At 41.8% G+C, this 22,236-nt stretch carries 24 protein-coding genes and 1 pseudogene; 12 read left to right on the top strand and 13 right to left on the bottom strand.

Annotated elements, in window-relative coordinates; genetic code table 11:
- Positions 1 to 94 precede the first annotated feature (94 nt).
- Together QRN39_RS13995 and lipL are read left to right on the top strand one after the other, a co-directional pair.
- On the top strand, positions 95 to 487 hold the full coding sequence (locus tag QRN39_RS13995; RefSeq protein WP_284907450.1) for an SMI1/KNR4 family protein: 393 nt from the start codon (positions 95 to 97) through the stop codon (positions 485 to 487).
- 171 nt (positions 488 to 658) lie between these two features.
- A complete protein-coding gene (gene lipL / locus QRN39_RS13990; RefSeq protein ID WP_253622057.1) occupies positions 659 to 1,504 on the top strand; it encodes an octanoyl-[GcvH]:protein N-octanoyltransferase in 846 nt (281 codons plus the stop codon).
- A gap of 72 nt (positions 1,505 to 1,576) precedes the next feature.
- Here lipL and QRN39_RS13985 read toward each other — a convergent pair whose 3' ends face one another.
- The gene (locus QRN39_RS13985) at positions 1,577 to 2,422 is read right to left on the bottom strand and encodes a hypothetical protein (protein WP_253622058.1); all 846 of its coding nucleotides are present in this window, start codon (positions 2,420 to 2,422) and stop codon (positions 1,577 to 1,579) included.
- 534 nt (positions 2,423 to 2,956) lie between these two features.
- Between QRN39_RS13985 and QRN39_RS13980 the strand changes: the two are divergent.
- The 3 genes and pseudogenes from QRN39_RS13980 to QRN39_RS13970 all read left to right on the top strand — a co-directional run.
- Positions 2,957 to 3,229: pseudogene (locus QRN39_RS13980) on the top strand (tetratricopeptide repeat protein); the annotation flags it as partial.
- A 117-nt stretch (positions 3,230 to 3,346) separates the two neighbouring features.
- Positions 3,347 to 5,623 (top strand): glycosyltransferase, encoded by a 2,277-nt coding sequence (locus QRN39_RS13975; protein WP_284907449.1) that lies wholly within the window; start codon positions 3,347 to 3,349, stop codon positions 5,621 to 5,623.
- Positions 5,620 to 5,853 carry a DUF5970 family protein gene (locus QRN39_RS13970; protein ID WP_284907448.1) on the top strand — a complete coding sequence of 78 codons (234 nt, stop codon included), beginning with the start codon at positions 5,620 to 5,622 and terminating at the stop codon, positions 5,851 to 5,853. The genes QRN39_RS13975 and QRN39_RS13970 overlap by 4 nt, the downstream gene beginning before the upstream one ends.
- A gap of 34 nt (positions 5,854 to 5,887) precedes the next feature.
- Here the strand turns inward: QRN39_RS13970 and QRN39_RS13965 are convergent, their stop codons facing one another.
- Positions 5,888 to 6,688: an RsfA family transcriptional regulator gene (locus QRN39_RS13965; RefSeq protein WP_044140194.1), complete on the bottom strand. Its 801-nt coding sequence runs from the start codon at positions 6,686 to 6,688 to the stop codon at positions 5,888 to 5,890.
- Between the two features lie 238 nt (positions 6,689 to 6,926).
- Here QRN39_RS13965 and QRN39_RS13960 point away from each other — a divergent pair, with 238 nt between their 5' ends.
- From QRN39_RS13960 to QRN39_RS13950, 3 genes are all read left to right on the top strand, one after another.
- Positions 6,927 to 7,148: a YuzB family protein gene (locus QRN39_RS13960; RefSeq protein ID WP_003215259.1), complete on the top strand. Its 222-nt coding sequence runs from the start codon at positions 6,927 to 6,929 to the stop codon at positions 7,146 to 7,148.
- A gap of 170 nt (positions 7,149 to 7,318) precedes the next feature.
- Positions 7,319 to 8,620, top strand: a complete 1,302-nt coding sequence (locus QRN39_RS13955) for an HD domain-containing protein (protein WP_007497716.1) — start codon at positions 7,319 to 7,321, stop codon at positions 8,618 to 8,620.
- Positions 8,621 to 8,650: 30 nt separating this feature from the next.
- Positions 8,651 to 9,151: a YwgA family protein gene (locus QRN39_RS13950; protein ID WP_050944468.1), complete on the top strand. Its 501-nt coding sequence runs from the start codon at positions 8,651 to 8,653 to the stop codon at positions 9,149 to 9,151.
- Positions 9,152 to 9,243: 92 nt separating this feature from the next.
- Here QRN39_RS13950 and QRN39_RS13945 read toward each other — a convergent pair whose 3' ends face one another.
- The 8 genes from QRN39_RS13945 to ssuE are packed head-to-tail and all read right to left on the bottom strand — an operon-like array spanning position 9,244 to position 14,750.
- Positions 9,244 to 9,987: an amino acid ABC transporter ATP-binding protein gene (locus tag QRN39_RS13945; protein ID WP_106032096.1), complete on the bottom strand. Its 744-nt coding sequence runs from the start codon at positions 9,985 to 9,987 to the stop codon at positions 9,244 to 9,246.
- The gene (locus QRN39_RS13940) at positions 9,984 to 10,694 is read right to left on the bottom strand and encodes an amino acid ABC transporter permease (RefSeq protein WP_284907447.1); all 711 of its coding nucleotides are present in this window, start codon (positions 10,692 to 10,694) and stop codon (positions 9,984 to 9,986) included. Before QRN39_RS13940 ends, QRN39_RS13945 begins: the two co-directional genes overlap by 4 nt.
- 16 nt (positions 10,695 to 10,710) lie before the next feature.
- The gene (locus QRN39_RS13935) at positions 10,711 to 11,553 is read right to left on the bottom strand and encodes a transporter substrate-binding domain-containing protein (protein WP_003215163.1); all 843 of its coding nucleotides are present in this window, start codon (positions 11,551 to 11,553) and stop codon (positions 10,711 to 10,713) included.
- A 17-nt stretch (positions 11,554 to 11,570) separates the two neighbouring features.
- A complete protein-coding gene (locus QRN39_RS13930) occupies positions 11,571 to 12,332 on the bottom strand; it encodes an amino acid ABC transporter permease (protein WP_003215084.1) in 762 nt (253 codons plus the stop codon).
- 13 nt (positions 12,333 to 12,345) lie between these two features.
- Positions 12,346 to 12,909, bottom strand: a complete 564-nt coding sequence (locus QRN39_RS13925) for a GNAT family N-acetyltransferase (RefSeq protein WP_003215102.1) — start codon at positions 12,907 to 12,909, stop codon at positions 12,346 to 12,348.
- Positions 12,910 to 12,935: 26 nt separating this feature from the next.
- Positions 12,936 to 13,190, bottom strand: coding sequence for a glutaredoxin family protein (locus tag QRN39_RS13920; RefSeq protein WP_284907446.1), 255 nt, complete (start codon positions 13,188 to 13,190; stop codon positions 12,936 to 12,938).
- Positions 13,190 to 14,215 carry an LLM class flavin-dependent oxidoreductase gene (locus QRN39_RS13915; protein WP_212045653.1) on the bottom strand — a complete coding sequence of 342 codons (1,026 nt, stop codon included), beginning with the start codon at positions 14,213 to 14,215 and terminating at the stop codon, positions 13,190 to 13,192. Before QRN39_RS13915 ends, QRN39_RS13920 begins: the two co-directional genes overlap by 1 nt.
- Positions 14,199 to 14,750, bottom strand: a complete 552-nt coding sequence (ssuE, locus tag QRN39_RS13910; RefSeq protein WP_050944466.1) for an NADPH-dependent FMN reductase — start codon at positions 14,748 to 14,750, stop codon at positions 14,199 to 14,201. The genes QRN39_RS13915 and ssuE overlap by 17 nt, the downstream gene beginning before the upstream one ends.
- Before the next feature lie 150 nt (positions 14,751 to 14,900).
- Between ssuE and QRN39_RS13905 the strand changes: the two genes are divergently transcribed.
- Complete coding sequence (locus QRN39_RS13905) at positions 14,901 to 15,785, top strand: LysR family transcriptional regulator (protein ID WP_003214906.1); 885 nt, start codon at positions 14,901 to 14,903, stop codon at positions 15,783 to 15,785.
- Positions 15,786 to 15,823: 38 nt separating this feature from the next.
- Here QRN39_RS13905 and QRN39_RS13900 read toward each other — a convergent pair whose 3' ends face one another.
- Positions 15,824 to 17,152 carry an LLM class flavin-dependent oxidoreductase gene (locus QRN39_RS13900; protein WP_251190679.1) on the bottom strand — a complete coding sequence of 443 codons (1,329 nt, stop codon included), beginning with the start codon at positions 17,150 to 17,152 and terminating at the stop codon, positions 15,824 to 15,826.
- Positions 17,153 to 17,525: 373 nt separating this feature from the next.
- Between QRN39_RS13900 and QRN39_RS13895 the strand changes: the two genes are divergently transcribed.
- Complete coding sequence (locus QRN39_RS13895) at positions 17,526 to 18,338, top strand: zinc-dependent metalloprotease (protein WP_050944464.1); 813 nt, start codon at positions 17,526 to 17,528, stop codon at positions 18,336 to 18,338.
- Between the two features lie 49 nt (positions 18,339 to 18,387).
- Here the strand turns inward: QRN39_RS13895 and QRN39_RS13890 are convergent, their stop codons facing one another.
- Entirely contained in the window at positions 18,388 to 18,573 is a 186-nt protein-coding gene (locus QRN39_RS13890; RefSeq protein WP_050944463.1) for a 2-hydroxymuconate tautomerase, read from the bottom strand.
- A 113-nt stretch (positions 18,574 to 18,686) separates the two neighbouring features.
- On the opposite strand from QRN39_RS13890, the gene QRN39_RS13885 reads away from it, so the two are divergent.
- On the top strand, positions 18,687 to 19,343 hold the full coding sequence (locus QRN39_RS13885) for a site-2 protease family protein (RefSeq protein WP_284907583.1): 657 nt from the start codon (positions 18,687 to 18,689) through the stop codon (positions 19,341 to 19,343).
- Between the two features lie 12 nt (positions 19,344 to 19,355).
- The gene (locus QRN39_RS13880; protein ID WP_137054257.1) at positions 19,356 to 19,874 is read left to right on the top strand and encodes a YwhD family protein; all 519 of its coding nucleotides are present in this window, start codon (positions 19,356 to 19,358) and stop codon (positions 19,872 to 19,874) included.
- A 125-nt stretch (positions 19,875 to 19,999) separates the two neighbouring features.
- On the opposite strand, the gene QRN39_RS13875 is transcribed toward QRN39_RS13880, so the two are convergent.
- A complete protein-coding gene (locus tag QRN39_RS13875) occupies positions 20,000 to 22,069 on the bottom strand; it encodes a transglycosylase domain-containing protein (protein ID WP_284907445.1) in 2,070 nt (689 codons plus the stop codon).
- Positions 22,070 to 22,236: the final 167 nt, after the last annotated feature.

Below are 22,236 nucleotides of genomic sequence, written 5' to 3'. Positions count from 1 at the left end.
AATTGGAATATAATTGTGGATTGAGTGACCTGTTAAGTAAATCTAAAGATAAAGCAAAACTTCATAAACATAGCACTTATCTAGGAGGATCCAAATGGTCGATTTATCCCAAATCCCAGGCCTAATCATCAACAATCCAGAAACTGATATAAACATCAAAAAGGCAGAATCCCAACTAAACATGGTGCTACCCGATGCTTATAAAAACTTGCTGAAACAGACAAATGGATGTTCCATTGGTGGCGATGTCCTACTATACGGCACTGAGGACATTACGGAACGAAATGCAACATGGGAGGTTCAGCAATATGCAAGCGGCTATGTGGCGATTGGCGACGATGGCGGCGGGCGAGTATTTCTCATGCGTCAGGCCGAAGAGGAGAAAAAGGTGTGGATTGTGGATGCTGGTGTAATGGACCCTCAGCATGCAGAGTTGATGACTGAAAACTTGCTGAAATGGGTGAGTGAGGGATGTATCGTTGAATGATTATATTGCCTAGAATGCATGAATCACTGAAAAGTAAAAACAAATCATCCAACTGAAACGCTCTGTGACGCAAATGTCATGGAGCTTTTTTGATAATATCACTCCGGATTCTCCCTCCATTCATCCCATGTTATAATAAACACAGTTTATGAACGAGAGGATATGCAGGACATGAAAAATGAACCTATTGAGTTACTGACACAGCCGAAATGGCGAATCATAGATCAATCGAGCCTAGGTCTCTATGTGGACCCGAAGCAATCCTTTGCGATGGATGATACGCTTTGTGCGTCGGTCGGGAAGGGGCTCTCACCAGCGACTGCGCGTTCTTGGGTGCATCACAATACGATTGTTCTTGGGATTCAAGATACAAGACTGCCATTTCTGCAAGATGGCGTGAAACTGCTTGAGGAAGAGGGGTATCGCGTTATTGTACGCAATTCAGGCGGCCTTGCTGTGGTGCTGGATGAAGGTGTCTTGAATGTATCGTTAATTTTTGCGGAACAAAAGAAGGGCATTGATATTGACCGCGGGTATGATGCGATGGTGGAATTGGTCTGCCGGATGCTGTCTAAGTATGAGGTGGACATTGAAGCCTATGAGATTGTCGGCTCTTATTGTCCGGGCAGCTATGATCTAAGCATCAATGGAAAGAAATTTGCAGGCATTTCTCAGCGTAGATTACGCGGTGGAGTTGCTGTGCAAATTTATTTGTGTGCAGATGGAAGCGGGCGGGAACGTGCCGACTTAATCCGCCGTTTTTATGATGCCGCTTTAAAGGACAAACGAGAAGAAGTGAAGGCTGTGTTTCCTGATATACAGCCAAATACGATGGCTTCTTTATCAGAATTAACTGGAGAACCAATTGATTGTGCACTTCTTATGCGTCTTTTACTAGAAGAGCTTCAAACGCTCAGTGATCAGCTGACAGCGTCAGGACTGAACGCAGAAGAACAGCTGGAGTTTGAAAAAAACATGACGCGGATGATTGAGCGGAATGAAAAGGTGTTTTCGTGAAGGGGAAGTAAATTTTTAAAATTATATTTTAGATCGACAAAACAATCAAGTCATTTTGTCGATCTATCTCTATTATTTTAATTCAGCTTTATAGCCAATATAAATGTTAGGATCAAAAGTGTATATTCCAGGTTGATTAAATGTTAATGCAGAGATTTGGAAAGCATACTTCTGTTTAACAGGATTCCATGATCCATTTGGATAATAAGCTGGGTAAACTTTGAAATTAGGGTACGTTGTGTTAATCCAGGTCATACTAGAATTTGGACGTATACTTCGTTTCAATGTATATAGGCTTAATGAATTTCGACCGCTGTCGGGACCATCAGTTCTAACTTCTGTTATGTAGCTATTATTCGGAATTGAACTGTCATTTGATAGGTCAAAGTATTGTAGCGAGCTAGTTTTATTAAATGACGTAATCGAAGTTTGATTAAGCGTAATCCTTTTTTCCATAACCGAGGAGATCGGAATAGGGTATAAAACAGGCACACCTACAGCAACATTTAATTCATAGGGAAATTGATTTTTTTTATCATCAGAAGGTTCAATGTAAATTAAATAATCTCCTACTGTATCCGTTGGGAATTCAACTTGAGCTGTTCCTTCTTCATTAATCGTGCTTCTTCCTATTCCTTTACTTTGTGAAATGATTTCACTATTAGGATTAGTAATTTTGACATCAAATGTTTTAGAAGAGCGAAGGGTTAGTTTTTCTGTCTTATTCATGCCAAGGGAGACTTTATACAGTCGTCGATCATCTGCATGTGTAATAGTTGTCTTAGCTTCATCTGGTGGATAAAAAGCATTATTTCTTTTTAATTCAATTGAATTACTTGGCTCATCTGCTGCTTGTGCGTTAAAGGAGATAGTGCTTAATAAAATAATGGTCACTAACCCAAATAATATTTTCCTCAATATTTAACAACTCCCTTTTATTTATTAATATATATCGGTATTTTTTATAATAAATTAACATTATATCAAATAAATTCCTTTTTAGTTTAATAATTATAGATAATTAAAAAGGAGAAGTTGTGATGAAATCCAAAACGGCAGTTACCTCTATTTACTATGACTCCCTGTCATCAAGGGAGCCGGCTAGGGCAAGTGCCATTTCTTCATCCTGACCTGACACTTGGCATCACGGTCTTTATATTTTTATGTCGTGTTTTTGGTCAATGTCCTTTTTAGTGTGATGCTATTTATGGACACATTCACCTGCAAATTTAAAGCTGTTTTCGAAAAAATTATCCGATATAATAGAAACACGTCTTAAAAAAAGAGGGACGAAACGATGGATAATCCTAAAATTTGAAATTATCTAAGGAAAAGGTATTTAAAGATCCAGTGCGCCGTTATGTTCATTTGCGAGACACATAAATATTGAGTTTAATAGGGTTTTAGCTTCTTCGACAAATTAAACAGAAGGAACCACTTTAGAAGAACTGGAAAAACGCTTTACTAGGATTAGGAAGTACATACAGAACCTTATGAGAATATGAAAAGTCCAAGCAGATATTCCTAAAAGGGATAGAAGCTTACCCGGATAACAAAGCCATTCAAACGTTCTATGCCATGACTTTGTATAATTTGAAGGAACATAAGAAAGCGATGGAAATATGACTGAATTGTTTAACTGAAACGACAACAGATCCTACTATTTTGAATTATCGAAAGTCTATTGATTTTTATTCAAATCAGTTAGATAAATTGTGGAAATAAACCATTTACGATAGTCAAATAGAAATGGAAGGGGCACTGTAATGAAAGAATCCCCTCCTTCGTTATGTAGTTTTATATGCGATAGTCATTTATGACATAAGAAAGAAGGAAAATGTATTGTCATTATTCACCACGTATTACCCGCTGTTTATGCTTTGTGTTTTATCTGTGCTGTATGTAATGTATCGTATTCAGCCGGTGGCCACTACTGTTAAAAAAATCATCATTGTGCTTTGTGTGTTAACAAATGCCGCCTATATTTGCTGGCGTCTTTTCTTTACACTGCCGCATGAAGGTATTTTTAATATTGTGATGGGTATTTTGCTTGTTGCCTGTGAATGCATTGGGTTTTTACAGCTGCTTGTGTTTTATACACTTGTTTGGAAGCCTTCCAATCGGAAACAAGTCATGATCAGTGATCTTGACAGGCTGCCAACAGTTGATATTTTCATAGCTACATATAATGAACCAATTGAAGTGCTGAAACGCACTGTTGCAGGTTGTGTGAATCTCTCTTATCCAAAGGACAAAGTCCACATTTATTTATGTGATGATGGCAAGCGGGCGTCTGTAGAGCAGCTTGCTTCTGAGTTTGGTGTTCATTATCTGACAAGAACAGATAACAAGTATGCGAAGGCGGGTAACTTAAACCATGCGATGTCTCAAACGAATGGGGAGCTGATTCTCACACTTGATGCGGATATGGTCCCCCTTCCTTCGTTTTTAGAAAAAACAGTGCCTTACTTTCATGATGGAGCGACGGCGTTTGTTCAAGTTCCACAGGCGTTTTATAACGAAGATCCTTTCCAATATAATATGTTCTCGAAGGATCGAATTCCAAATGAGCAGGACTTCTTCATGCAAACCCTCCAAGCTGGGAAGGATCGGTTTAATGCTGTGATGTATGTCGGTAGTAATACTGTCTTTAGAAGAATCGCCTTAGATGAAATTGGCGGATTTGCTACTGGGGTGATTACAGAAGACATGGCGACAGGAATGCTACTCCAAGGAAAGTTCAAATCTGTGTCTGTCGGAGAAGTATTAGCCGTCGGTCTGGCACCTGAAAGCTGGCTGGATCTGTTAAAGCAGAGAGATCGGTGGTCGAGAGGGAACATTCAGTGTGCCCGTAAGTTTAATCCTTTGAAGGTTCGTGGCTTAACGCTGATGCAGCGAGTTCTTTATTTAGATGGTATTGTGTATTGGTTTAACGGTTTGTTTAAAATGATTTACATTCTCACGCCGATTTTGTTTTTATTGTTTGGTATTCAAAGTTTCTGGGCAGATTTCCAGTCCATTTTCATGTTCTGGCTACCGGCGTTCTTTAGTTCCTATTTAGCATTTAAACTAGTGTCGAATCAAAAAAGAAGCATGTTTTGGAGTCATATTTATGAAAGCTCTATGGCATTCCACCTGGCTGGTGTGGCTTTAAGTGAGCTGTTTTTCAAAAAGAGAGTGGAATTTCTTGTCACACCAAAGGGAATTCAAACGGACAAAAGACACTTTCATTTGAAAACGATGATTCCCCATTTGATCTTTTTGCTGCTCTCATTGCTTGTCCTAGTGAAAATAGGATACGATGTGAAGGTAAATGGGACGATGAATGCTGATCTCATGTTGATTAATATATTTTGGGTGATGTATAACGGTGCAGGTCTATTCATGGCACTGCTTGTGGCGTTTGACCGTCCGCGTTATCGAAAATCAGAGCGGTTTGTCATTGAAAAAGAGGGACAGCTTCATTCTGATCATCAAGATGAGTCGATTGCTTGTTTTCTACTAGATATGAGTGATTCAGGTGCGCGTCTATCCATTCCATTGGATCAAGCTTCTTCTCTTTATCAAGGACAAACGCAATTGTTCTTTTCAGAGGATGAAAGTGTGGCGTGTGATGTGGTTTGGAGCCATCCAGAGGGAGACAAGCTGATGGTTGGTGTTGCTTTTACTGACACACAAAAATCAGAGTATCTATCACTGATCCGCTTCCTATTCACACGAGAGCATGTATCGATAACGGATCGTGAGAAAAAATCCTATGCTGTTCGGACATTTCTCCGCTTTGTAAGAGAAACGAGGAAGGTACCAAAGGCCTTGCAGCGCAAATGGATGAGAAGGCCTTTGCAAGGTGTGGCAGGCACGCTGTCCTATGAGGGCCGGTTAGAAGAGAAGGTGCCGGTGAACATACATGATATTAGTTTATCTGGATGCAAAATCGAGTCTGAAGCTTCAATTGAATTAAATGAGAAAGTGCTGATCACCATTGACGCAGAATCTCTGACAGATCAGCCGGCAATTGCCGTTTGGACTTCAAAAAGGCGCGGCCGCACAATTGTCGGACTCAAGTTTATTCAACCTGAAATCAAGCAGATAGAAGAAAGAGAGGGAGTGGTTTCTTGAAATCAAAAAACGGCGGTTACCTCTATTTACTATGGCTTCCTGTCCTCATGGGAGCCGGCTACGGCATTTCGCTTTTAGTGCCGTTTCTTCAGCCTGTACTGACACTTGGCATCGCAGGTCTTTATCTTTTTATGTTTGGTGATTTTCAGGTGAGACAAGTCAGGTATATTTTTATGTTCGTCTTTTTGATTAATGTTCTTTTTAGTGTGATGCTATTTTTAGGCATTTAAAAAAGTGCTTCCCGCAGATGGGGAGCACTTTTTGTTATTCTGCCATTTTTTCGAGGTTGCCGTTTCGGTCCATTTTAAAGGTTGGAGCGGCAGTGTCGTCCTCTTCAAACAAAACTAGTTTTCTTGCACGGTTCATGATTTTGACGAGTGTTTCATAATCTTCTTGAATCGTGAGCTGATCCTTTTCAAGCTTTTTCACTTCTGCTTCTAGCTGTGTGACTTTATGTGAAAGTTCGTTATTTTCTCGTTTTAACCGGCTGTTTTCCATGCGTAAGGCAGAGGATTGCTGTCCATCGCCTTCATAGCGGCGCAAGAAATCAATGACATCTTCGATGGTTAAATCCTGTTGCTGCCTAAAAGGATTGGCTTCTGGCTTTTTCTCTGCGACATGAGAAGCCTGTGACAATAAATGTGATAAACTAGCTAACTCTTCATTGTAGCTTTGGTCTACAAACTGGAGCTGCTCGGCTGTTTCAGATGCTGGTGCAAACGTTTCTTCCTGCGCTGGTTCCAGCTCCTGTGAGAATTCCTCTTGCATGACCGTTTCTTCTACTTGCGGCTGATAGAGTAATCGTTTCTTTGCAGGCTGACCATTGCCGAGTGCGCGCATCCGTTGTTTCCGCTGCTTTTTGGCAAGGGCTAAAGCTTTTTCATATTGATGCCTCACAACAGCATTCCATCTAAAACCGCATGCCGCTGAGGTGCGATTTAGCTTGTCTCCTACTTCTTCAAACGCATTCAGCTGTGTGCTGCCCTCTCTGACGTGACGTAAGACGGTTTCTGCCAAAAGGAGATCGTCTTCCTCTGACCAAGCATCTTGTCTTTGTTTTGACATGTTTAAACCCCCATATGATTTGATGGTATTAGATTAGCCAAGTTCAAGAAGGTTTATACAAGTTTGCTAAAAGGATAGTGGAAAATACTAGCTTTTTAATGAGCGCGTCTCAGCGTTTACAATGCGTCTTGCAAGTCCAGCCGCTTCGATGTACAATGTTGGGTGGTATATTATGACTCTTGGTTGTCCAACTGTTTCATATAAAATGAAGTTCATCATTGAAAGGAAGCGTAAGACCATGGCTAATGAGTTTCGCGTATGTGACGATTGCGATGCGACGAACCTAAAGACGTTGCTGCCTCGACTCAAATCGGTTGACCCTGATGCAAAAATTGAAATTGGCTGTCAATCCTATTGTGGTCCAGGACGAAAAAAGGCTTTTGCATTTGTGAACAATCGCCCATTATCCGCACCAACAGAAGATGAGTTACTCGAAAAGGTTCAAAAAAAAGTCAAATAAATGTCACTGAATGTGTTCAGTCGACCTAAAAAGAGGTCCGTCCCTGTCAGGTCGGGCTTTTTACGTCCATGCAATCGTTGAGAACACATTCACGAGCAAATTCAAGGATGTTTTCGGGAAAAGTTACCCGATATAATAGAAACACGTCTTAAAAAAAGAGGGACGAAACGATGGCGTATCCAAAAGGGAAATTATCTGAGGAAAAGGTATTTAAAGATCCTGTGCACCGTTATGTTCATGTACGGGACGCATTAATATGGGATTTAATAGGAACAAGAGAATTTCAGCGCCTGCGCCGAATTAAACAGCTAGGAACCACTTATTTGACGTTTCATGGTGCAGAACACAGCCGTTTCAATCATTCACTCGGTGTATATGAGATTGTGAGACGGATTGTGGATGATGTATTCAAAGGACGGCCGGAATGGGATGAGGGAGAACGCGAGCTTGTCCTGAGTGCGGCCTTGCTTCATGACCTCGGACATGGACCATTTTCTCATTCCTTTGAAAAGGTCTTCCACTTAGATCATGAATCGTTTACAAGAGATATTATTTTAGGGCAAACCGAAGTCAATGAAGTGCTTCGCCGGGTGAGTGATGATTTCCCGAAGCATGTGGCTGAAGTCATTGCCAAAACGTATCAAAACAAACAGGTGGTCAGTTTGATCTCAAGTCAAATTGATGCCGACCGTATGGACTATTTGCAGCGTGATGCCTACTATACAGGCGTCAGCTATGGCCATTTTGATATGGAGCGTATTTTGCGCGTGATGCGTCCGAGAGAAGATCAGATTGTGATGAAGCAGAGCGGGATGCATGCGGTCGAGGATTATATTATGAGCCGCTATCAAATGTATTGGCAAGTCTATTTCCACCCAGTGACACGCAGTGCAGAAGTCATCTTAACGAAAATTCTCCATCGTGCAAAAGAGCTGCATGAAACGGGCTATATTTTCACACATGCCCCTGTTCATTTTTATTCGATTTTTGAAGGGAATGTCACCACAGAGGACTATATTAAACTGGATGAATCCATTGTCTTATTTTATTTTCAGGCGTGGGAAGATGAAGAAGATCACGTGCTGGCTGATTTGTGCCGCCGTTTTATGAACCGCCGATTGTTCCAATATACAGAGTTTAATCCGAATGAAGAAATGACGAAATATTTCAAGCTGACCGCCTTGTTCAAGGAGGCAGGCATTGATCCTGACTATTATTTAGTCGTCGACTCTTCCTCTGACTTGCCATACGACTTCTACAGACCAGGGGAGGAAGAAGAGAGGCTGCCGATCCACCTTTTGACGCAAAGCGGTCATATTAAAGAGCTGTCGAGACAGTCAGATATTGTTGATGCCATTTCCGGTAAACGAAGAACCGATCATAAACTTTATTTCCCGATGGACTTAATTGTAGATATGTCGGAAAAAGCTGAAGAAAAGAAGGCGATCATGAAGCTGCTTGGATTGGGATAAGGAAGTACTGAAAAAGGAGATGTCGGGAATTTGTTGAAAGAGCATGCAAAGTTGATGAAGGTATTCTCTGAATCCGGGGAAATCGTTGGACGGAAGAAGCTGCAAAAGATGATTTACATAGCAAAAAAGCTAGATTTGCCTTTTTACGAGAAATACGATTTTCACTTTTATGGCCCCTATTCAGAGGAGTTGACGCTCAGAATTGAAGAGCTGTGCAACCTTGGATTCTTGGATGAAATGAAGGAAAAAAAAGGTGGATACTATCAATATCGCTATTCGCTGACGGACAATGGGAAAGAGTTTCTCGATCAGTGTGAAGTGGACATGCCTGACCTCAAAGTGCTGACGCAGCAGATGAACGAGCAGTCGTCTCGTTTCCTAGAGCTCGTCTCTACGATTTTATACTTTGATGATCTGCCACAAGATGAGGTAAAGGAAAAGGTCTTCACCATTAAAAGCAAGCAGCGCTATACGGACGAAGAATTTGAGGATGCTCTTGCTTATATTGATCAGTTGAAGGAATTGAACTAACGAGAAGAACCAGTGTGTGATGGCTAATGGCTAGAACAGACTGGTTTTTATTTTGCGCAGAAACAAGTCGACCGCATGGATCGACTTGTATTTTATGAATGGTGATAAGAGAATCTCGCTAAAAATTGTTTTGTACGTTCTTCTTTCGTCTGTTCAAAGACTGCTTCCGGCGTACCTGATTCGACGATGACCCCATCTTCCATGAAAATCACCTTGTCGGCAATATCATAGGCAAAGCTCATCTCGTGCGTGACGATGATCATGGTGACCCCGGTTTGCGCTACCTGTTTAATGACATCAAGCGTTTCTCCTACAAGCTCGGGATCTAATGCAGAGGTCGGTTCGTCGAACAAAATGACTTCTGGATTTAAAGCCAGTGCCCGTGCAATGCCAACTCGCTGCTGCTGTCCGCCAGATAATTGATGCGGATAAGCATCCTTTTTCTCTAGCAATCCAACCTTTGTAAGCAATTGAAGAGCTGTGTCATAGGCTTGATCTTTCGGATGTTTACGGGCAATGACTAAACCTTCCATGACGTTTTCAAGTGCTGTTTTATGAAGAAATAGATCGTATTGCTGAAAGACCATGGCGGTTTTTCTTCGAAGTGCGAGAATGGCTTTAGGCTTGGCTTGATTGAACTTGACAGTCGTGTCATCAATGCTAATTTCTCCTTGATCCGCACGCTCAAGAAAATTCAAGCAACGCAGAAAGGTTGATTTCCCAGAACCGCTCGGACCTAATATGACAACCACTTCGCCTTTTTCCACTGATAAATCAATTCCTTTTAGAATCTCGTTCTTGCCGAACGCTTTATGCACCTGTTTTATGTTAATCATGCCAATCGTCTCCTTTTGTTTTTGTGTCCATATTTCTCATATCCGGCTGTGATGGCTTCAATAGAGGCGCACAGTGCCCAGTAAATCAGGGCAATGGCGATGTATGCTTCAAGATAACGATAGTTCACATTGGCTTTGATTAAAGCGCCGTTTAAAATATCGACCACAGACACCATAGAGACGAGAGAAGAGGCTTTGATTAAACTGATCAGCATGTTGTTCAGAAGTGGAAGGGAGATGGGAAAGACTTGTGGAATGATGACCCTTCTTAAGACCTGTTTGCTGGTGAAACCAACGGATAATGCGGCATCGAATTGACCCTTTGGAATAGATGCAAGAGAGCTTCGAAATATTTCGGATAACCCGCTTACGGCATATAAAGTAAGGGCGAAAATGGCAATCCATCGTCTGTCCAAATCACTGAAACGAATCTGAAGAGAAAGAGATGCAGCCAAATGATCTAGCGAGTCTGAAAAAAGAAGATAAGATACGAGCAAAATTAGAACAACAGGAATTGCTTTAAAAATAGCCACAAACCATTTGAACAATTGAGATAATACAGGCACCTGATAAAAACGAATAAGGGCAATACCAAATCCAAAGACAGAGCCAAATATTAGCGGTAGAAAGCCTAACAGCAGAGTTGTTGGCAAATAATGAAGTGCAGCTAGAAAGGCCTGCAGCATAAAAGCAACATCAAAATCCACTCAGATCGCTCCTTTCTTATGATGTAGTAAAGTCTCCGCCCAATATTTTTTTAGACAATTCAGCGAGCTTGCCGTTATCGATCAGCTTTTGTAATGCTTGATCAATGTCTTTTTGAAGTTTTGTATTGTTTTTTTGATAAAGATAGTACGTTTTAGATACATTTACAGGCTTTCCAGATGTCACAAGATTGGCATTGAACTGTTTGTTTAGCTTATTGACGTCATACTTTGTGAGCAAGGCTGCATCGACTGTGCCATTCTGAAGGTTTTTGACTAGAATTTCATTCCCGCCATCTCCGTAGACAATGTCAATTTTCCGATCGTGCTTTTCGTTATATTGTTCTAGCAGATAAGCGAAATTACTCCCTGTAGAAGTATGTACCTTGTGTCCTGCCAAATCGTCCAGGCTTTGAAAATCATGACCGGATGCTTTATCAACAACCACATAGCTTGTATAGTCTGTGTAGCCAACTTTTCCAAATAGATATTTCTTCTGGCGCTCATCATTGATTTCATATTGATGGGCAGCGAGATCTACTTTACCAGCATCTAAAGCGGGCAGAATATTTTTAAATTCAAAGGATTCATATTTAAACTGATATTGTGGAAGCAGCTGATCGACTTCGTCTAATACAGCCTTCTCATAGCCTGTTAATTTGCCGTTTTCATCTAAGTAAACGAAAGGCTGGTAAGCGTTCCCTGTGCCAACGATGATTTCTTTCGCATCTGGATCATTATTCGTTGCTTCTGCTTTGACTTCATTCGATTGTTCCGTATTTCCGCAGGCAGCAAGCAGCAATGAGCCAAGTGTAAGCAGACCGATGATGGAATGTTTTTTGAATTGTTTGTTATTTTTCATGTGAAATCCTCCTCGTTTTACTTCGCACGCTTTTCGACTGTAAAGGCCGTTTCCGCTCTTTTTAAGGAAACGAACGTTGCTTGACGCTGTTTTCTTGTTTTCGGTGTATTGATCCACTTTTCCAATAGGTCAAACGCTTTTTCTAGCAGCAGACTTAACATTATAAAAATGACGGCAGCAATAAAGTATCCTTCTAATACGCGGTAGTATAATGCCCCTAATGTTTGAACCTTTCCGATAATATCCATTACGCCCAGTGTAAAGGCGAGAGAGGTATTTTGTAATAAGTTGACGATGGCCACACCAATATTCGGTAGTGCGATTTTTCCTGCTTGAGGAATGAGTGTCCTTCTATAAATCTGCCATTTTGTCAGCCCAATCGAGGCAGCCGCTTCATATTGAGATGCTGGGACACTTGATAAGGCTGATCGGAATATTTCTGAAAAGTAGGCAGCAGTATTGAGTCCATATGTAATATAAAGAAAGATCAATTTGTTCCACATGGAGATATCAAGGCCAATTGTTGCGAGCACACCTGGCAGGCCATAAAAGACAATAAACATTTGAACAAGGATAGGTGTTCCGCGAATAAATGAGACATAGATTGCACTGAGCTGATGCAGGACAGGAATGCGCTCAATTCGGAAATAAGCAAGGATGAATCCAAGAAAGCTGCCAATCAAAGTGGCAAATAAAACGATCAGCAAGGTGGTCGGAAGGGCTGATAATACTTTAGGGAAGAGTGTGACCACATACTCCCATTTGAAAAACTCACCCATGTTGAATCACCTCCTATGTAGAAGTCGTTTCGACTTTTTCTTCTGCGGGTGGCGCGCCTAATATGGCAGCATCGAACCGTTCTGGGATAAGTACTTTATACATCAAGATACCTAAGTCACCATTTTCGGCTTCACGTTCAATATATTTTGTGTATCCTTTTCGTTCGTACATGTCTAAAAGCCAAGGGTGTTTCCGGCCAGAAGTGCCCAGTGTATACGCAGGCGCTTTATATGTTTGCCGGAGCAAGGTGTTTTCCACATAATCGAGCAGCTTGTTTCCAATCCCTTGCCCTGCTAAATCAGGAGCTGTCGCAAACCACCAAACAAATGGATATCCTGAGACCGGTTGCGTACTCTCCCAAGGAAAACGGATGGTGATGGTTGATATGAGCCGCCCGTCTCGTTCTAAAACAACGGCAGCGGACTGTGTAATGTTTTCTATGACCATTTCAAGTGTGGCGTTCGTGGATGGCCAATCAATGCCCATTTCCCCAAGTGGTTTAAATGCACTGGACAGCAATTCTAAAAAGGCTGGCGCATCTTCTTCGGTAGCGATACGAAAAATATCTCGACTCATGACAAACCTCCATTCAAAATGTAATGTCAGATTATTGCTTTTCTTAAAGTCTCGATATCTGGATTCAACAATGCTTGATACACGTGGGGGTCATGACTGATCTCAACTACAGGCACATAGCGGATGCCGTATTTTTCCTCTAAAATGTTTCTGTAATCATCATGTTCAGTGACATCAATCGTTGAATAAGGGATCTGCTGTTCGTTGAAATAGGATTGAATGTCCTTGCAATAACTGCATCCATTTTTGCTCCATAAAATGATTTTTTGACTGTTTGACATTAGACGTTCACCTCGTGATTTATTTTTTTAGCTGCTGTTTGTTCATGGTTAAACGCTTCTTTTAACAATGTGACAGACGCAATTCTTGCCTCAATGTCTACGATCGGAGTTAGTACGATGAATTCATTGATATCGTATGTCTCGGCCAGCTCAGTCAGCCGGTGATGAACAGTTTCTTTTGTGCCAGCGGTATAGCCGGTTTTTTGTACGTGAATGCTGTAGTGTTCTTTTTTCGTTCCTTTCACTAGCTTTTCTGCATCCTCTATTGATGTGACATTGAGCTTTCTTCCATCGGAAAAGGAGACCTTTACTGTTTCCTTTTGTTTGATGTGCAAGAGTGCTTGTTCATGATCTTCGGCTGCGGAAACGGTGATGGCGAGAAGGAACTGCTGGCGAGTGCCCGCTTTTTGATATGTTTGGAAGGTCTCCCTTGCTTCTTTTAATAATGCTTCATCTCCATTAATAAAGAAGGCAAATACAAAGGAGATTCCGAGTTTTGCTGCGAATTTAGCGCTCTCCGTACTTCCCCCTAAAAGGAAGATGTCGGGTGACAAACGTGGGATGGGCTGAGCATTCAATTCATTTGATTGTTCCGTAAGGTAGGTTTTGAGATCTACTAATTTTTGAGAAAAATCTTTCCGTGACGCTTGATAATCCTCCTGAAGTGCTTGTGTCGAGAGGTTCAGCCCTCCTGGTGCTTTCCCAACGCCTAAATCGACTCTGCCAGGCGCTAGTGATGCCAGTACATGAAATGTTTCAGCTACTTTAAATGGGCTATAATGCTGTAGCATGACACCTCCAGAACCAATTCGCAAATTGCTCGTTTTTGCTAATAGATAGCCGGCAAGGGCTTCAGGGGATGAACCTGCTACTTGAGGGTTATTGTGATGTTCAGACACCCAAAACCTGTGATAGCCAAGCTGATCCGCTGCTTCAGCTAATCTGACAGTATGCTGAATGCCCGCCTCTGCGTTCTCGTTTTCACCGACAAGGCTTTGATCAAGAATACTAAGGGTGATCGACATTGGCTGTTCCTCCTATCAGACTTTGATATTGAGATAATGCGAGGTTTAACCTGTTTATGGCATCTGAATCAATTAAATAATTATCTGAACCCTGCTTTTTGACCTGTTGATCCACGACATACACACCAGATTGAACAACTGTTGCACCAAGTTGGTGAATAATCGGTTTAAGAGCATATTCAATGACGAGCAGATGACCATAGGTTCCTCCTAAAACGAACGGAAGGACGGGTTTTCCTTGTAATGCTTTTTGGGGAAGTAAATCTAAAAACGTTTTTAAAATACCGGAAAATGACGCTTTGTAGACAGGCGTTAACACAATGACACCGTCACTCTCATTCACGAGTTCAATGGCCTTGACAATCTCTTCGTTTGAAAAGTCTGCTCCTATTAGTGCGCTGCTAGGCAGCTGGTGAACTTGAATGGTATGTACATCTATTCCATTGAATGTTAACTGCTGCTGAATATGCTGCAGGACACCCGTTAATCGAGATTGGACGGAATGACCTCCTGCTATAATCGTTACTTTCGTCAATTCGTCTCCTCCATTTCTTATAATTCCGTCTAAACAACTTGGAATAGTTGATAATATAAATTATAATAAGGCAAACCAATAGAAAAGTATAATTAGTAATCATAAATACACGATTCAGATATTTAAAATACAGGGAGAAGAGGGGTTTTCATGGAGATTCGAGCAATACGCACTTTTGCCACCATCGTGAAATACGGAAATTTTTTAAAAGCAGCAGCAGCGCTGAATTATTCTCAGCCAACCATTACTTTGCACATCAAACATTTAGAAGAGGAAATTGGAGAGAAGCTTCTAGAAAGAGGGAAGACCTTAAAGTTAACAGCATCAGGACAACTTTTTTATGAAAGAGCCAATTCTTTACTCAATGAATATGAGAAACTGACGAAAACGCTCCAAGATTTAGAGGTAGGCATTGCGGGGTTCATTCGCATCGGTGTTTCTGAGCCCACAGCCAGCTTAGAGTTCCCATCGCTTCTTGCAGAATTCAAGGAAAGGTTTCCGAATGTAGAATTTTCTGTGCAAGTAGCAGATGCAAATACACTGAGTTCCTTGCTTTCCCATGATGAGATTGATTTTGCGATTTGCGGCGCACCAGAAGCTTCGATGGAAAATAGCTATAAGCCGCTTTTTCAAGATGATATTGTTTTGTTGGTTCCGTCTTCCCATCGATTGGCGGAAAAAGATGCAGCGGAGGTAACAGATTTAGAAAATGAAACCATATTATTCACACCTCACAATTGCCCCATCCGCATCCAAATTGAACAACAAATCGTTAACGTCATTGGGAGCAATTACAATAAGTTAGAGATTACGAGCAGCATGTCCCATAAACACTATGTTCAGGCTGGATTAGGAGTGTCTCTTTTTACTCGAACCGCCCATTCTTTTACACTCCCCGGTACAAAGGTATTAGAAATAAAGGGCATTCAAGTGTCCCCGCCAGTTGGTCTATTGAGGAAAACAAATGATGCGCCTGGAAGAGCTGTACTCCAGTTTATTGATCTCATTGAAAATCGATTGCATCGAACAACATGAAAAAGGGGTTAGCCTTTGTGCTGACCCCTCTTTCATGTTTATTTTACGGTTTGTTTAAGAAACTGATTCTTCTTAATAGGCAGACCCAAATTTTCGCGAAGGGTATGAGCTTGATAATTTGGATCATAATATCCTCTTTCTATCAAAATCGGGATCACATGCTCTGTCCATTCGGATAAACCACTAGCTAAAATCGGAGCGCCAAAAATAAATCCATCTGCGGCATCTTCTTCGATCCATTGAATCAATTTGTCAGCCACTTGTTCGTAAGTGCCGAAAAAGGCACTTTTTGGAGTGGTCACTTGTAAAGCGACTTCTCTTAAGGTCAAATTTTGTTCTTTGGCCATTTTTTTAATGGATTCTGTTGTAGATTGAAAGCTGTTTGAACCAGCGTCACCTATATCAGGAAAAGGTTCATCAAGCGGGAATTGACTAAAGTCCAAATGATCAAAGAATCTGCCGAGGTAATGCAGGGCTTCTTCAATAGAGACTAGATGTTTAATGGCTTCATATTTTTCTTCTGCTTCTTCGACTGTTTTCCCTGTAATCGGGTGGATGCCAGGGAATATTTTGATATCGGATGGTTTTCGACCAAGCGCTTCGGCTCTATTTTTCACGTCACGGTAATAGGCTTTTGCCTTTTCAAGTGAATCGGCATTTGTAAATACAGCGTCTGCTTCTTTTGCGGCTAGATCTTTTCCTGCCTCTGAAGCACCTGCTTGGAAAATCACGGGCTGCCCTTGTTCAGATCGTTCAATATTTAAAGGACCTTTGACAGAAAAGTGTTTCCCATGATGGTTTAATGTGTGCAGTTTATCTCGATCGAAGAAGACACCTGTTGAACGATCTCTTATAAAAGCATCTTCTTCCCATGAACTCCAAAGCCCATTCACTACATGTAAATACTCTTCTGCAATTTCGTATCGAAGGGAGTGGCTAGGATGAGAACGGATGATGTGATTTTCAGCAGAACCTTCTAACGGTGAAGTCACAACATTCCATCCTGCCCGGCCTCTGCTTAACTTATCCAAGGAGGCAAATTGTCTGGCAATGGTAAAGGGCTCACTGTAGGAAGTGGATACGGTCCCCACAAGTCCAATTTGTTTGGTGACTGCAGCAAGAGCGGATAAGATGGTTAATGGTTCAAATCGGTTCAAGAAATGAGGAATCGAATGTTCATGAATATATAAGCCATCTGCGACAAAGACAAAACGGAAACCCGCTGCTTCTGCCTTTTTTGTCATCGCTTGATAGTAATCAATATTAACACTTGCATCTGCTGGAACTGATTCATCCTTCCACGCATTCATGTGACCTCCCGGACCATGTAACATTAATCCAAATTGTATGTGCTTTTTTTCAGACATGCGGATCGTCCCTTCTGTTTTGAAATAGCCATGTTTTATGTTTTTCATCATAAGGTAGAATCGTAAAGAAGTATAATTGGTATCAGTAAAGTATGACTTTATCTTTTCTAATATCATTTTTTGTTTCTTTCAGATGTGTCATTGAGTCCATGACATCATTTCTTAAAACCATGGGAGTTTATTAAGTAAATGACCCAGACCAAAAGCGCTATTTTTCGATGAAATCTGTGTCGGAATATCCGAAAAATTAGTGAATATGACGTATTTCGACTTTCTTCCTGTGTATCTAATTCCCTGTTTTTGACTGAATAGAAGGAAAGTGGTGAATTTTCAGTGAATATATAACTTTGTGAAAATCAAAGGAGGGATAGGAATGAAAAAGCGTTCAGTCTTTTTGTCATTTTTATTGGTAGGTAGTTTGTTACCGGGAGTAAGTTCAGCTTCAGCACCAGTCGCGAGTGCTGGTCATGGGCATGATCATGGTCATGCGCCGTTCGAAACACATATTAGTGAGGGGTTGCCAAAGGCAAACGATTTTAAAGATTTGACGAAAGCACCTCCAATTGAACGAGATGTGACAACAAAGGTATTAGATGAGTCTGGTAAGCAGGTGGGCTCTAGAACCTTTAAGGCGAATACAGGAGATTCTATTTCAACAAAGGCAAGTACAGGCAGTCAGAAGGTCACTGTCTATGCGGTTGCTGATGCGCAGTATCGTGCGAAATATAGTGACTGGCAAACACGGATTGTCAGCATCATCGAGCAAGCAGATGTCACGTTTAACCGTGATCATGATGTCGACTTTGTCGTACAAGCAGTAGGATCTTGGACGTCTTCGGGATCAAATGCAGAGCAAATTTTGTCTAACCTTGCGCGCAGCTTTGATGGCAGAGGATACGATTTTGTCACTGGATTTACAGCAAATCCAAACTTTGATGCTGGCGGAATCGCTTATGTCTACAATAGTGCACCAAGCGGAAGTGCATTCGCCGTTAACCTTGACCAAGGAACAGCGAATACAGCAAAAGCGGCTACGCATGAATACGGCCATAACTTTGGCTTACCGCACGACCCTCAAGGAAGCGGCATTGTCTGCTTAATGAATTATGATTATTCCTACACAGTCGATTTCTTCGATGCGGCTCATAAAAATCAGGTGAACCGTAACAAAGCGTGGTACAGATAAAATAAGAGAAAAAAGGACAAACATCTATGTGCTTGTCCTTTTTTTATGCTTACAGGTCGCTGATGCGTTTTCCTGCTACGGCATAGTGTTCTTTTTTCATTTCTTCAATAATGACAGAGACTTTTTCTACACCTGCGCCTGTTGTTTCAACAACAGCATCAGTGACTTTCTCCACAAGCGCTCGTTTCTGCTCGTCTGTTCTTCCTTCAAGCATTTGTACGGTGACAATCGGCAATGCGAAAACCTCCTTTTTCCTTTCATGCTACGCTTCCCTTTAGTTTAAGGGACTTCTTATAGTATACTGAATGAAGTAAATCATTGTATAGAAAGAAAGAGGGATTCATGCCTTTGAACCAATTTCTTGTGTATCCATTAGAACTGATTCCATATGTCGCCATTACGCTTGTTGTTGCATTTACGATGCACGAGCTGGCGCATGCATATGTTGCGTATCGTTTCGGCGACCCGACAGCTAAAAACCAAGGGAGACTCACATTAAATCCACTGAAGCATCTCGATGTATTTGGGACGATTTTGATCTTTGTCGCCGGGTTTGGCTGGGCGAGACCTGTACCGGTCAATCGTTACCATTTTAAAAACCCGCGCTTAGCAGGAATCTGCGTCTCGATTGCTGGCCCTTTAAGTAACTTAGTGTTGGCGTTTCTAGGCTTTTTCGTGTACGTGCTTCTTCAGAAGTTTGGCGGGGAGTCGCTCATGCGCTTTGAGCCGGGAGTTGATCATTTCTTCCGGATATTTATTAACTTGAACGTCATTTTGTTCCTATTTAACTTATTGCCACTTCCGCCGCTGGATGGGTATCGTATTATTGAGGACGTCGTCAGCCCCCGTATCCGTGCGAAAATGACGCAAATCGAACAATATGGGATCATTATTTTTCTCATATTCGTGATCACGCCGCTAGGACAGTTTGTTTTTGGTCCATTGATCGGAATGCGGGATCAAATCATTCAATGGTTTAATCTTATTTTGAAGCCGCTGCTTTAGGAGGTTTAATGAATGGAAGGTAAAAAGAAGAAACCAATTGGTTTTAACATCATTAAAAAAACAGATGCAACCGACGGACACGGAGGCTTTGGAGCTGGTGCGCTCAGCCTAGATAACATTTCGCCGGTGATCATTGACGTAGAGGAAAAGGAAGCTGTCATTGATATTGGTGCGATGCATGCAAGAAGTGCCGTGGAAAAAGGAATTAAATTCTTGAAAAGCAAAGAAGAGGTACCGAACGGAAAGCCGTATTGGCTCGTATGGGTGACCATTGACCGCAGAGAAGAAGGCCCTTATTATGCGGGTGTGACGGCTTGCGAAATGACCGTCGACCGTTCAATCCGCCGCGGGTATAAGTCGCTTCCAGAGCATGTGAATTTCATGGATAAATCAATGAAGCGAAATATCGTCGTCAGTCATATGGATGATGTATCGAAAAAGGTGCTGGCTGATTTCTTGAAGAGTCATAATGAAGCACTATGGGAAGCATCTACAGATGAATTAAAAGAAGGATTGGCTGTCCCTGAATAATTGTGAAATTTTTGTGAAGAATGGCGAATTGCTACCAATTCCAGCTGGTTTTTGAGTAAACTGGTGTTAAAGCTAGGACATGGAGAATCCCGAGATGTAAATCTCGGGGTTTTTCATGTCTTTTTTTAACGTTTCAACCACTTTTCCCACCATTTCTTTGGCTTTTGATCTTGAACTGGATCTTGCTCAGATGATTTATCCTCAGCACCGTAGCACACACCTGTCGGCTCCGTTCCTTCTATAAAATAGGTGAATACCTTTGATTCACATCCTGGGCCTGCGAGATCGCCGGTTTTTGGATTGATATACACACCTTTTACGCCGTCTGGCGGCATGAAGGAGGAGGCTGGCTGTTTGGAGAGGGCTGATTCCATAAAAGATGCCCATATCTTTTTTGCATAGGCTGTTTCTTCGACCGAGTCAATGGTACGCCCTTTATCATAGCCTGTCCACACACCTGTGACGAGCTGGGGAGAGAAGCCGATCATCCAGCTGTCGGCTCCTGTCGTTCCCGATTTTCCTCCGTATGTTCGCGTGAGATCCTTCATAATGGTGCGGCCTGTGACACTCGTATAGCCGTTTAACTGATCATTGAACATTCCTGACATCATGTCGGTGGTGACAAAGGCTGCCTTTTCATCTAGGACTTGCTCTCGTTTTTGTTTTTCTTCAAAAAGCACGTTGCCTTTAGCATCCGTTACTTTTGTAATAAAGGTGGGTTTGACTCGTTTTCCGCCATTGACAAGCATTGCGTAAGCATTGGTCATTTCAATTGGTTTGACAGGAGACGTGCCTAGGGCAAGTGATGGCACCTGATCTAGTTTTTCGTTGATGCCAAATGTTTTGCCCGCACGTACAAGCTGTTCCATTCCTAAAAATAGATGGGTTTTCACGGCATAAATATTATCAGACAGCGCCAAGGCTTGAAGCATCGTAATGCCATCATTTGCGTAATAGCCATGGTAATTGCTTGGTGAATAAGCAGCACCGCTTCCTTGATCATCGAGCTCAAAAACCGTTTCTTCACTGCGCATGACGGTTGCTGGTGTAAACCCATTTTGCAAGGCAATGTAATAAAGAAGAGGCTTCATTGTTGAACCGGGCTGTCTTTTCGCTTGTGTCACTCGGTTGAATGGACTTTTCTCATAATCTCTTCCCCCGATGAGGGCGAGTACATGACCTGTTTGGGGATGGATAGCAGTAAAGCCGATTTGGATATCTGATTTCGAATAGATTGTGCTTTTTAACGTCTTCTCAGCCATTTTCTGTAATTCTGGATTTAAAGTCGTTTGGATATGAAGGCCATAAGTTTCGATCTGTTCCTCAGTTAACCCCAAGCTTTGTTTCAACTCACGAATCACATCATCATAAAAATACGGAGCTTGCTTTGCTTGCAGCTGCTTCTTTTGCAAAGGGCGATAGGACAGTTTTTCTTTCGCGGCTTCAGCGGCTGCCTTTTTCGTAATCATGCCGTCCTCTTGCATGTGCCTCAGAATCATATTCTTTCTTGCGCCGGCTTTCTCTTCATTCACATAAGGGGAGTAGAGAGAAGGGCCCTTTGGGATACCGGCAAGTAAGGCAGATTCAGCGAGAGTTAAATTCTTCGCTTTTTTCCCGAAATACAGACAGGACGCCGCTTCCACGCCATAAGCTCCATGACCATAATAAATGGTGTTCAAGTATCCTTCTAAAATCTCATCTTTTGTATAGTTTTGCTCTAAGCGAATCGTGTAAAAGGCTTCATTCCATTTTCGCTTCCACGTTTTATCATGATCTAAATACAGATTTCGTGCATATTGCTGGGTGATCGTGCTTGCGCCTTGTACCTTAGCCATGGCACGAATATCAGCCACTGCAGCACCCGCCATCCGTTTCACATCAAAGCCATGATGCTCATAAAAGGTTTTATCCTCAACAGCTACAGCTGCCTGCCTGATATGAGGGGACATGTCCTTTAAGGGCACCCAATATCTCTTTTCTCCAAAGCTGGATTCTCCAAGCTTTGAACCATCGGCTGCATAAATCGTCGTAGATTGGGGAACTTGAACAGAAGGGGCGCCTTGCCATTTGGCTATTAAAAGAATCGTCAAAAAGACAGTGCCTGCAAATAGAAAAGCGAGCAAGCCAATAAAAAAACAGGCTCGAATCGTTTTCACGGTCATGCGGATTTTTTTATTACTCATGATTGTGTCCATGCAAAGCCCCCATTTTGACGGTTTTTTATCAGTATGGAACAAAGAAAACCGTTTTAAACAAATGATTGCAAGAGCGTGCATTAAAATTGAAGAGAACTCATGCGGTTCTTTACAATTTGATATGAATCCACTATACTTTTTTCTTGGACAATCGATATAGTCATAGC

Origin of the sequence: Bacillus sp. lyk4-R2A-2, from assembly GCF_030209735.1 — a bacterium.
Taxonomy (GTDB): Bacteria; Bacillota; Bacilli; order Bacillales; family Bacillaceae; genus Bacillus; species Bacillus pumilus.
Note: the sequence above shows the minus strand (reverse complement) of the source record. Positions and strands in the feature narration are given on the sequence as shown.

Excerpts from the sequence above, each read along its gene's own strand:
- lipL (WP_253622057.1), top strand. The coding sequence starts at position 659 with ATGAAAAATGAACCTATTGAGTTACTGACACAGCCGAAATGGCGAATC.
- QRN39_RS13955 (WP_007497716.1), top strand. The coding sequence starts at position 7,319 with ATGGCGTATCCAAAAGGGAAATTATCTGAGGAAAAGGTATTTAAAGAT.
- QRN39_RS13960 (WP_003215259.1), top strand. The coding sequence starts at position 6,927 with ATGGCTAATGAGTTTCGCGTATGTGACGATTGCGATGCGACGAACCTA.
- QRN39_RS13945 (WP_106032096.1), bottom strand. The coding sequence starts at position 9,987 with ATGATTAACATAAAACAGGTGCATAAAGCGTTCGGCAAGAACGAGATT.
- QRN39_RS13880 (WP_137054257.1), top strand. The coding sequence starts at position 19,356 with ATGGAAGGTAAAAAGAAGAAACCAATTGGTTTTAACATCATTAAAAAA.
- QRN39_RS13915 (WP_212045653.1), bottom strand. The coding sequence starts at position 14,215 with ATGTCGATCACCCTTAGTATTCTTGATCAAAGCCTTGTCGGTGAAAAC.
- QRN39_RS13965 (WP_044140194.1), bottom strand. The coding sequence starts at position 6,688 with ATGTCAAAACAAAGACAAGATGCTTGGTCAGAGGAAGACGATCTCCTT.
- QRN39_RS13920 (WP_284907446.1), bottom strand. The coding sequence starts at position 13,190 with ATGTCAAACAGTCAAAAAATCATTTTATGGAGCAAAAATGGATGCAGT.
- QRN39_RS13995 (WP_284907450.1), top strand. The coding sequence starts at position 95 with ATGGTCGATTTATCCCAAATCCCAGGCCTAATCATCAACAATCCAGAA.
- QRN39_RS13895 (WP_050944464.1), top strand. The coding sequence starts at position 17,526 with ATGAAAAAGCGTTCAGTCTTTTTGTCATTTTTATTGGTAGGTAGTTTG.
- QRN39_RS13875 (WP_284907445.1), bottom strand. The coding sequence starts at position 22,069 with ATGGACACAATCATGAGTAATAAAAAAATCCGCATGACCGTGAAAACG.
- QRN39_RS13900 (WP_251190679.1), bottom strand. The coding sequence starts at position 17,152 with ATGTCTGAAAAAAAGCACATACAATTTGGATTAATGTTACATGGTCCG.
- QRN39_RS13930 (WP_003215084.1), bottom strand. The coding sequence starts at position 12,332 with ATGGGTGAGTTTTTCAAATGGGAGTATGTGGTCACACTCTTCCCTAAA.
- QRN39_RS13905 (WP_003214906.1), top strand. The coding sequence starts at position 14,901 with ATGGAGATTCGAGCAATACGCACTTTTGCCACCATCGTGAAATACGGA.
- QRN39_RS13935 (WP_003215163.1), bottom strand. The coding sequence starts at position 11,553 with ATGAAAAATAACAAACAATTCAAAAAACATTCCATCATCGGTCTGCTT.
- QRN39_RS13925 (WP_003215102.1), bottom strand. The coding sequence starts at position 12,909 with ATGAGTCGAGATATTTTTCGTATCGCTACCGAAGAAGATGCGCCAGCC.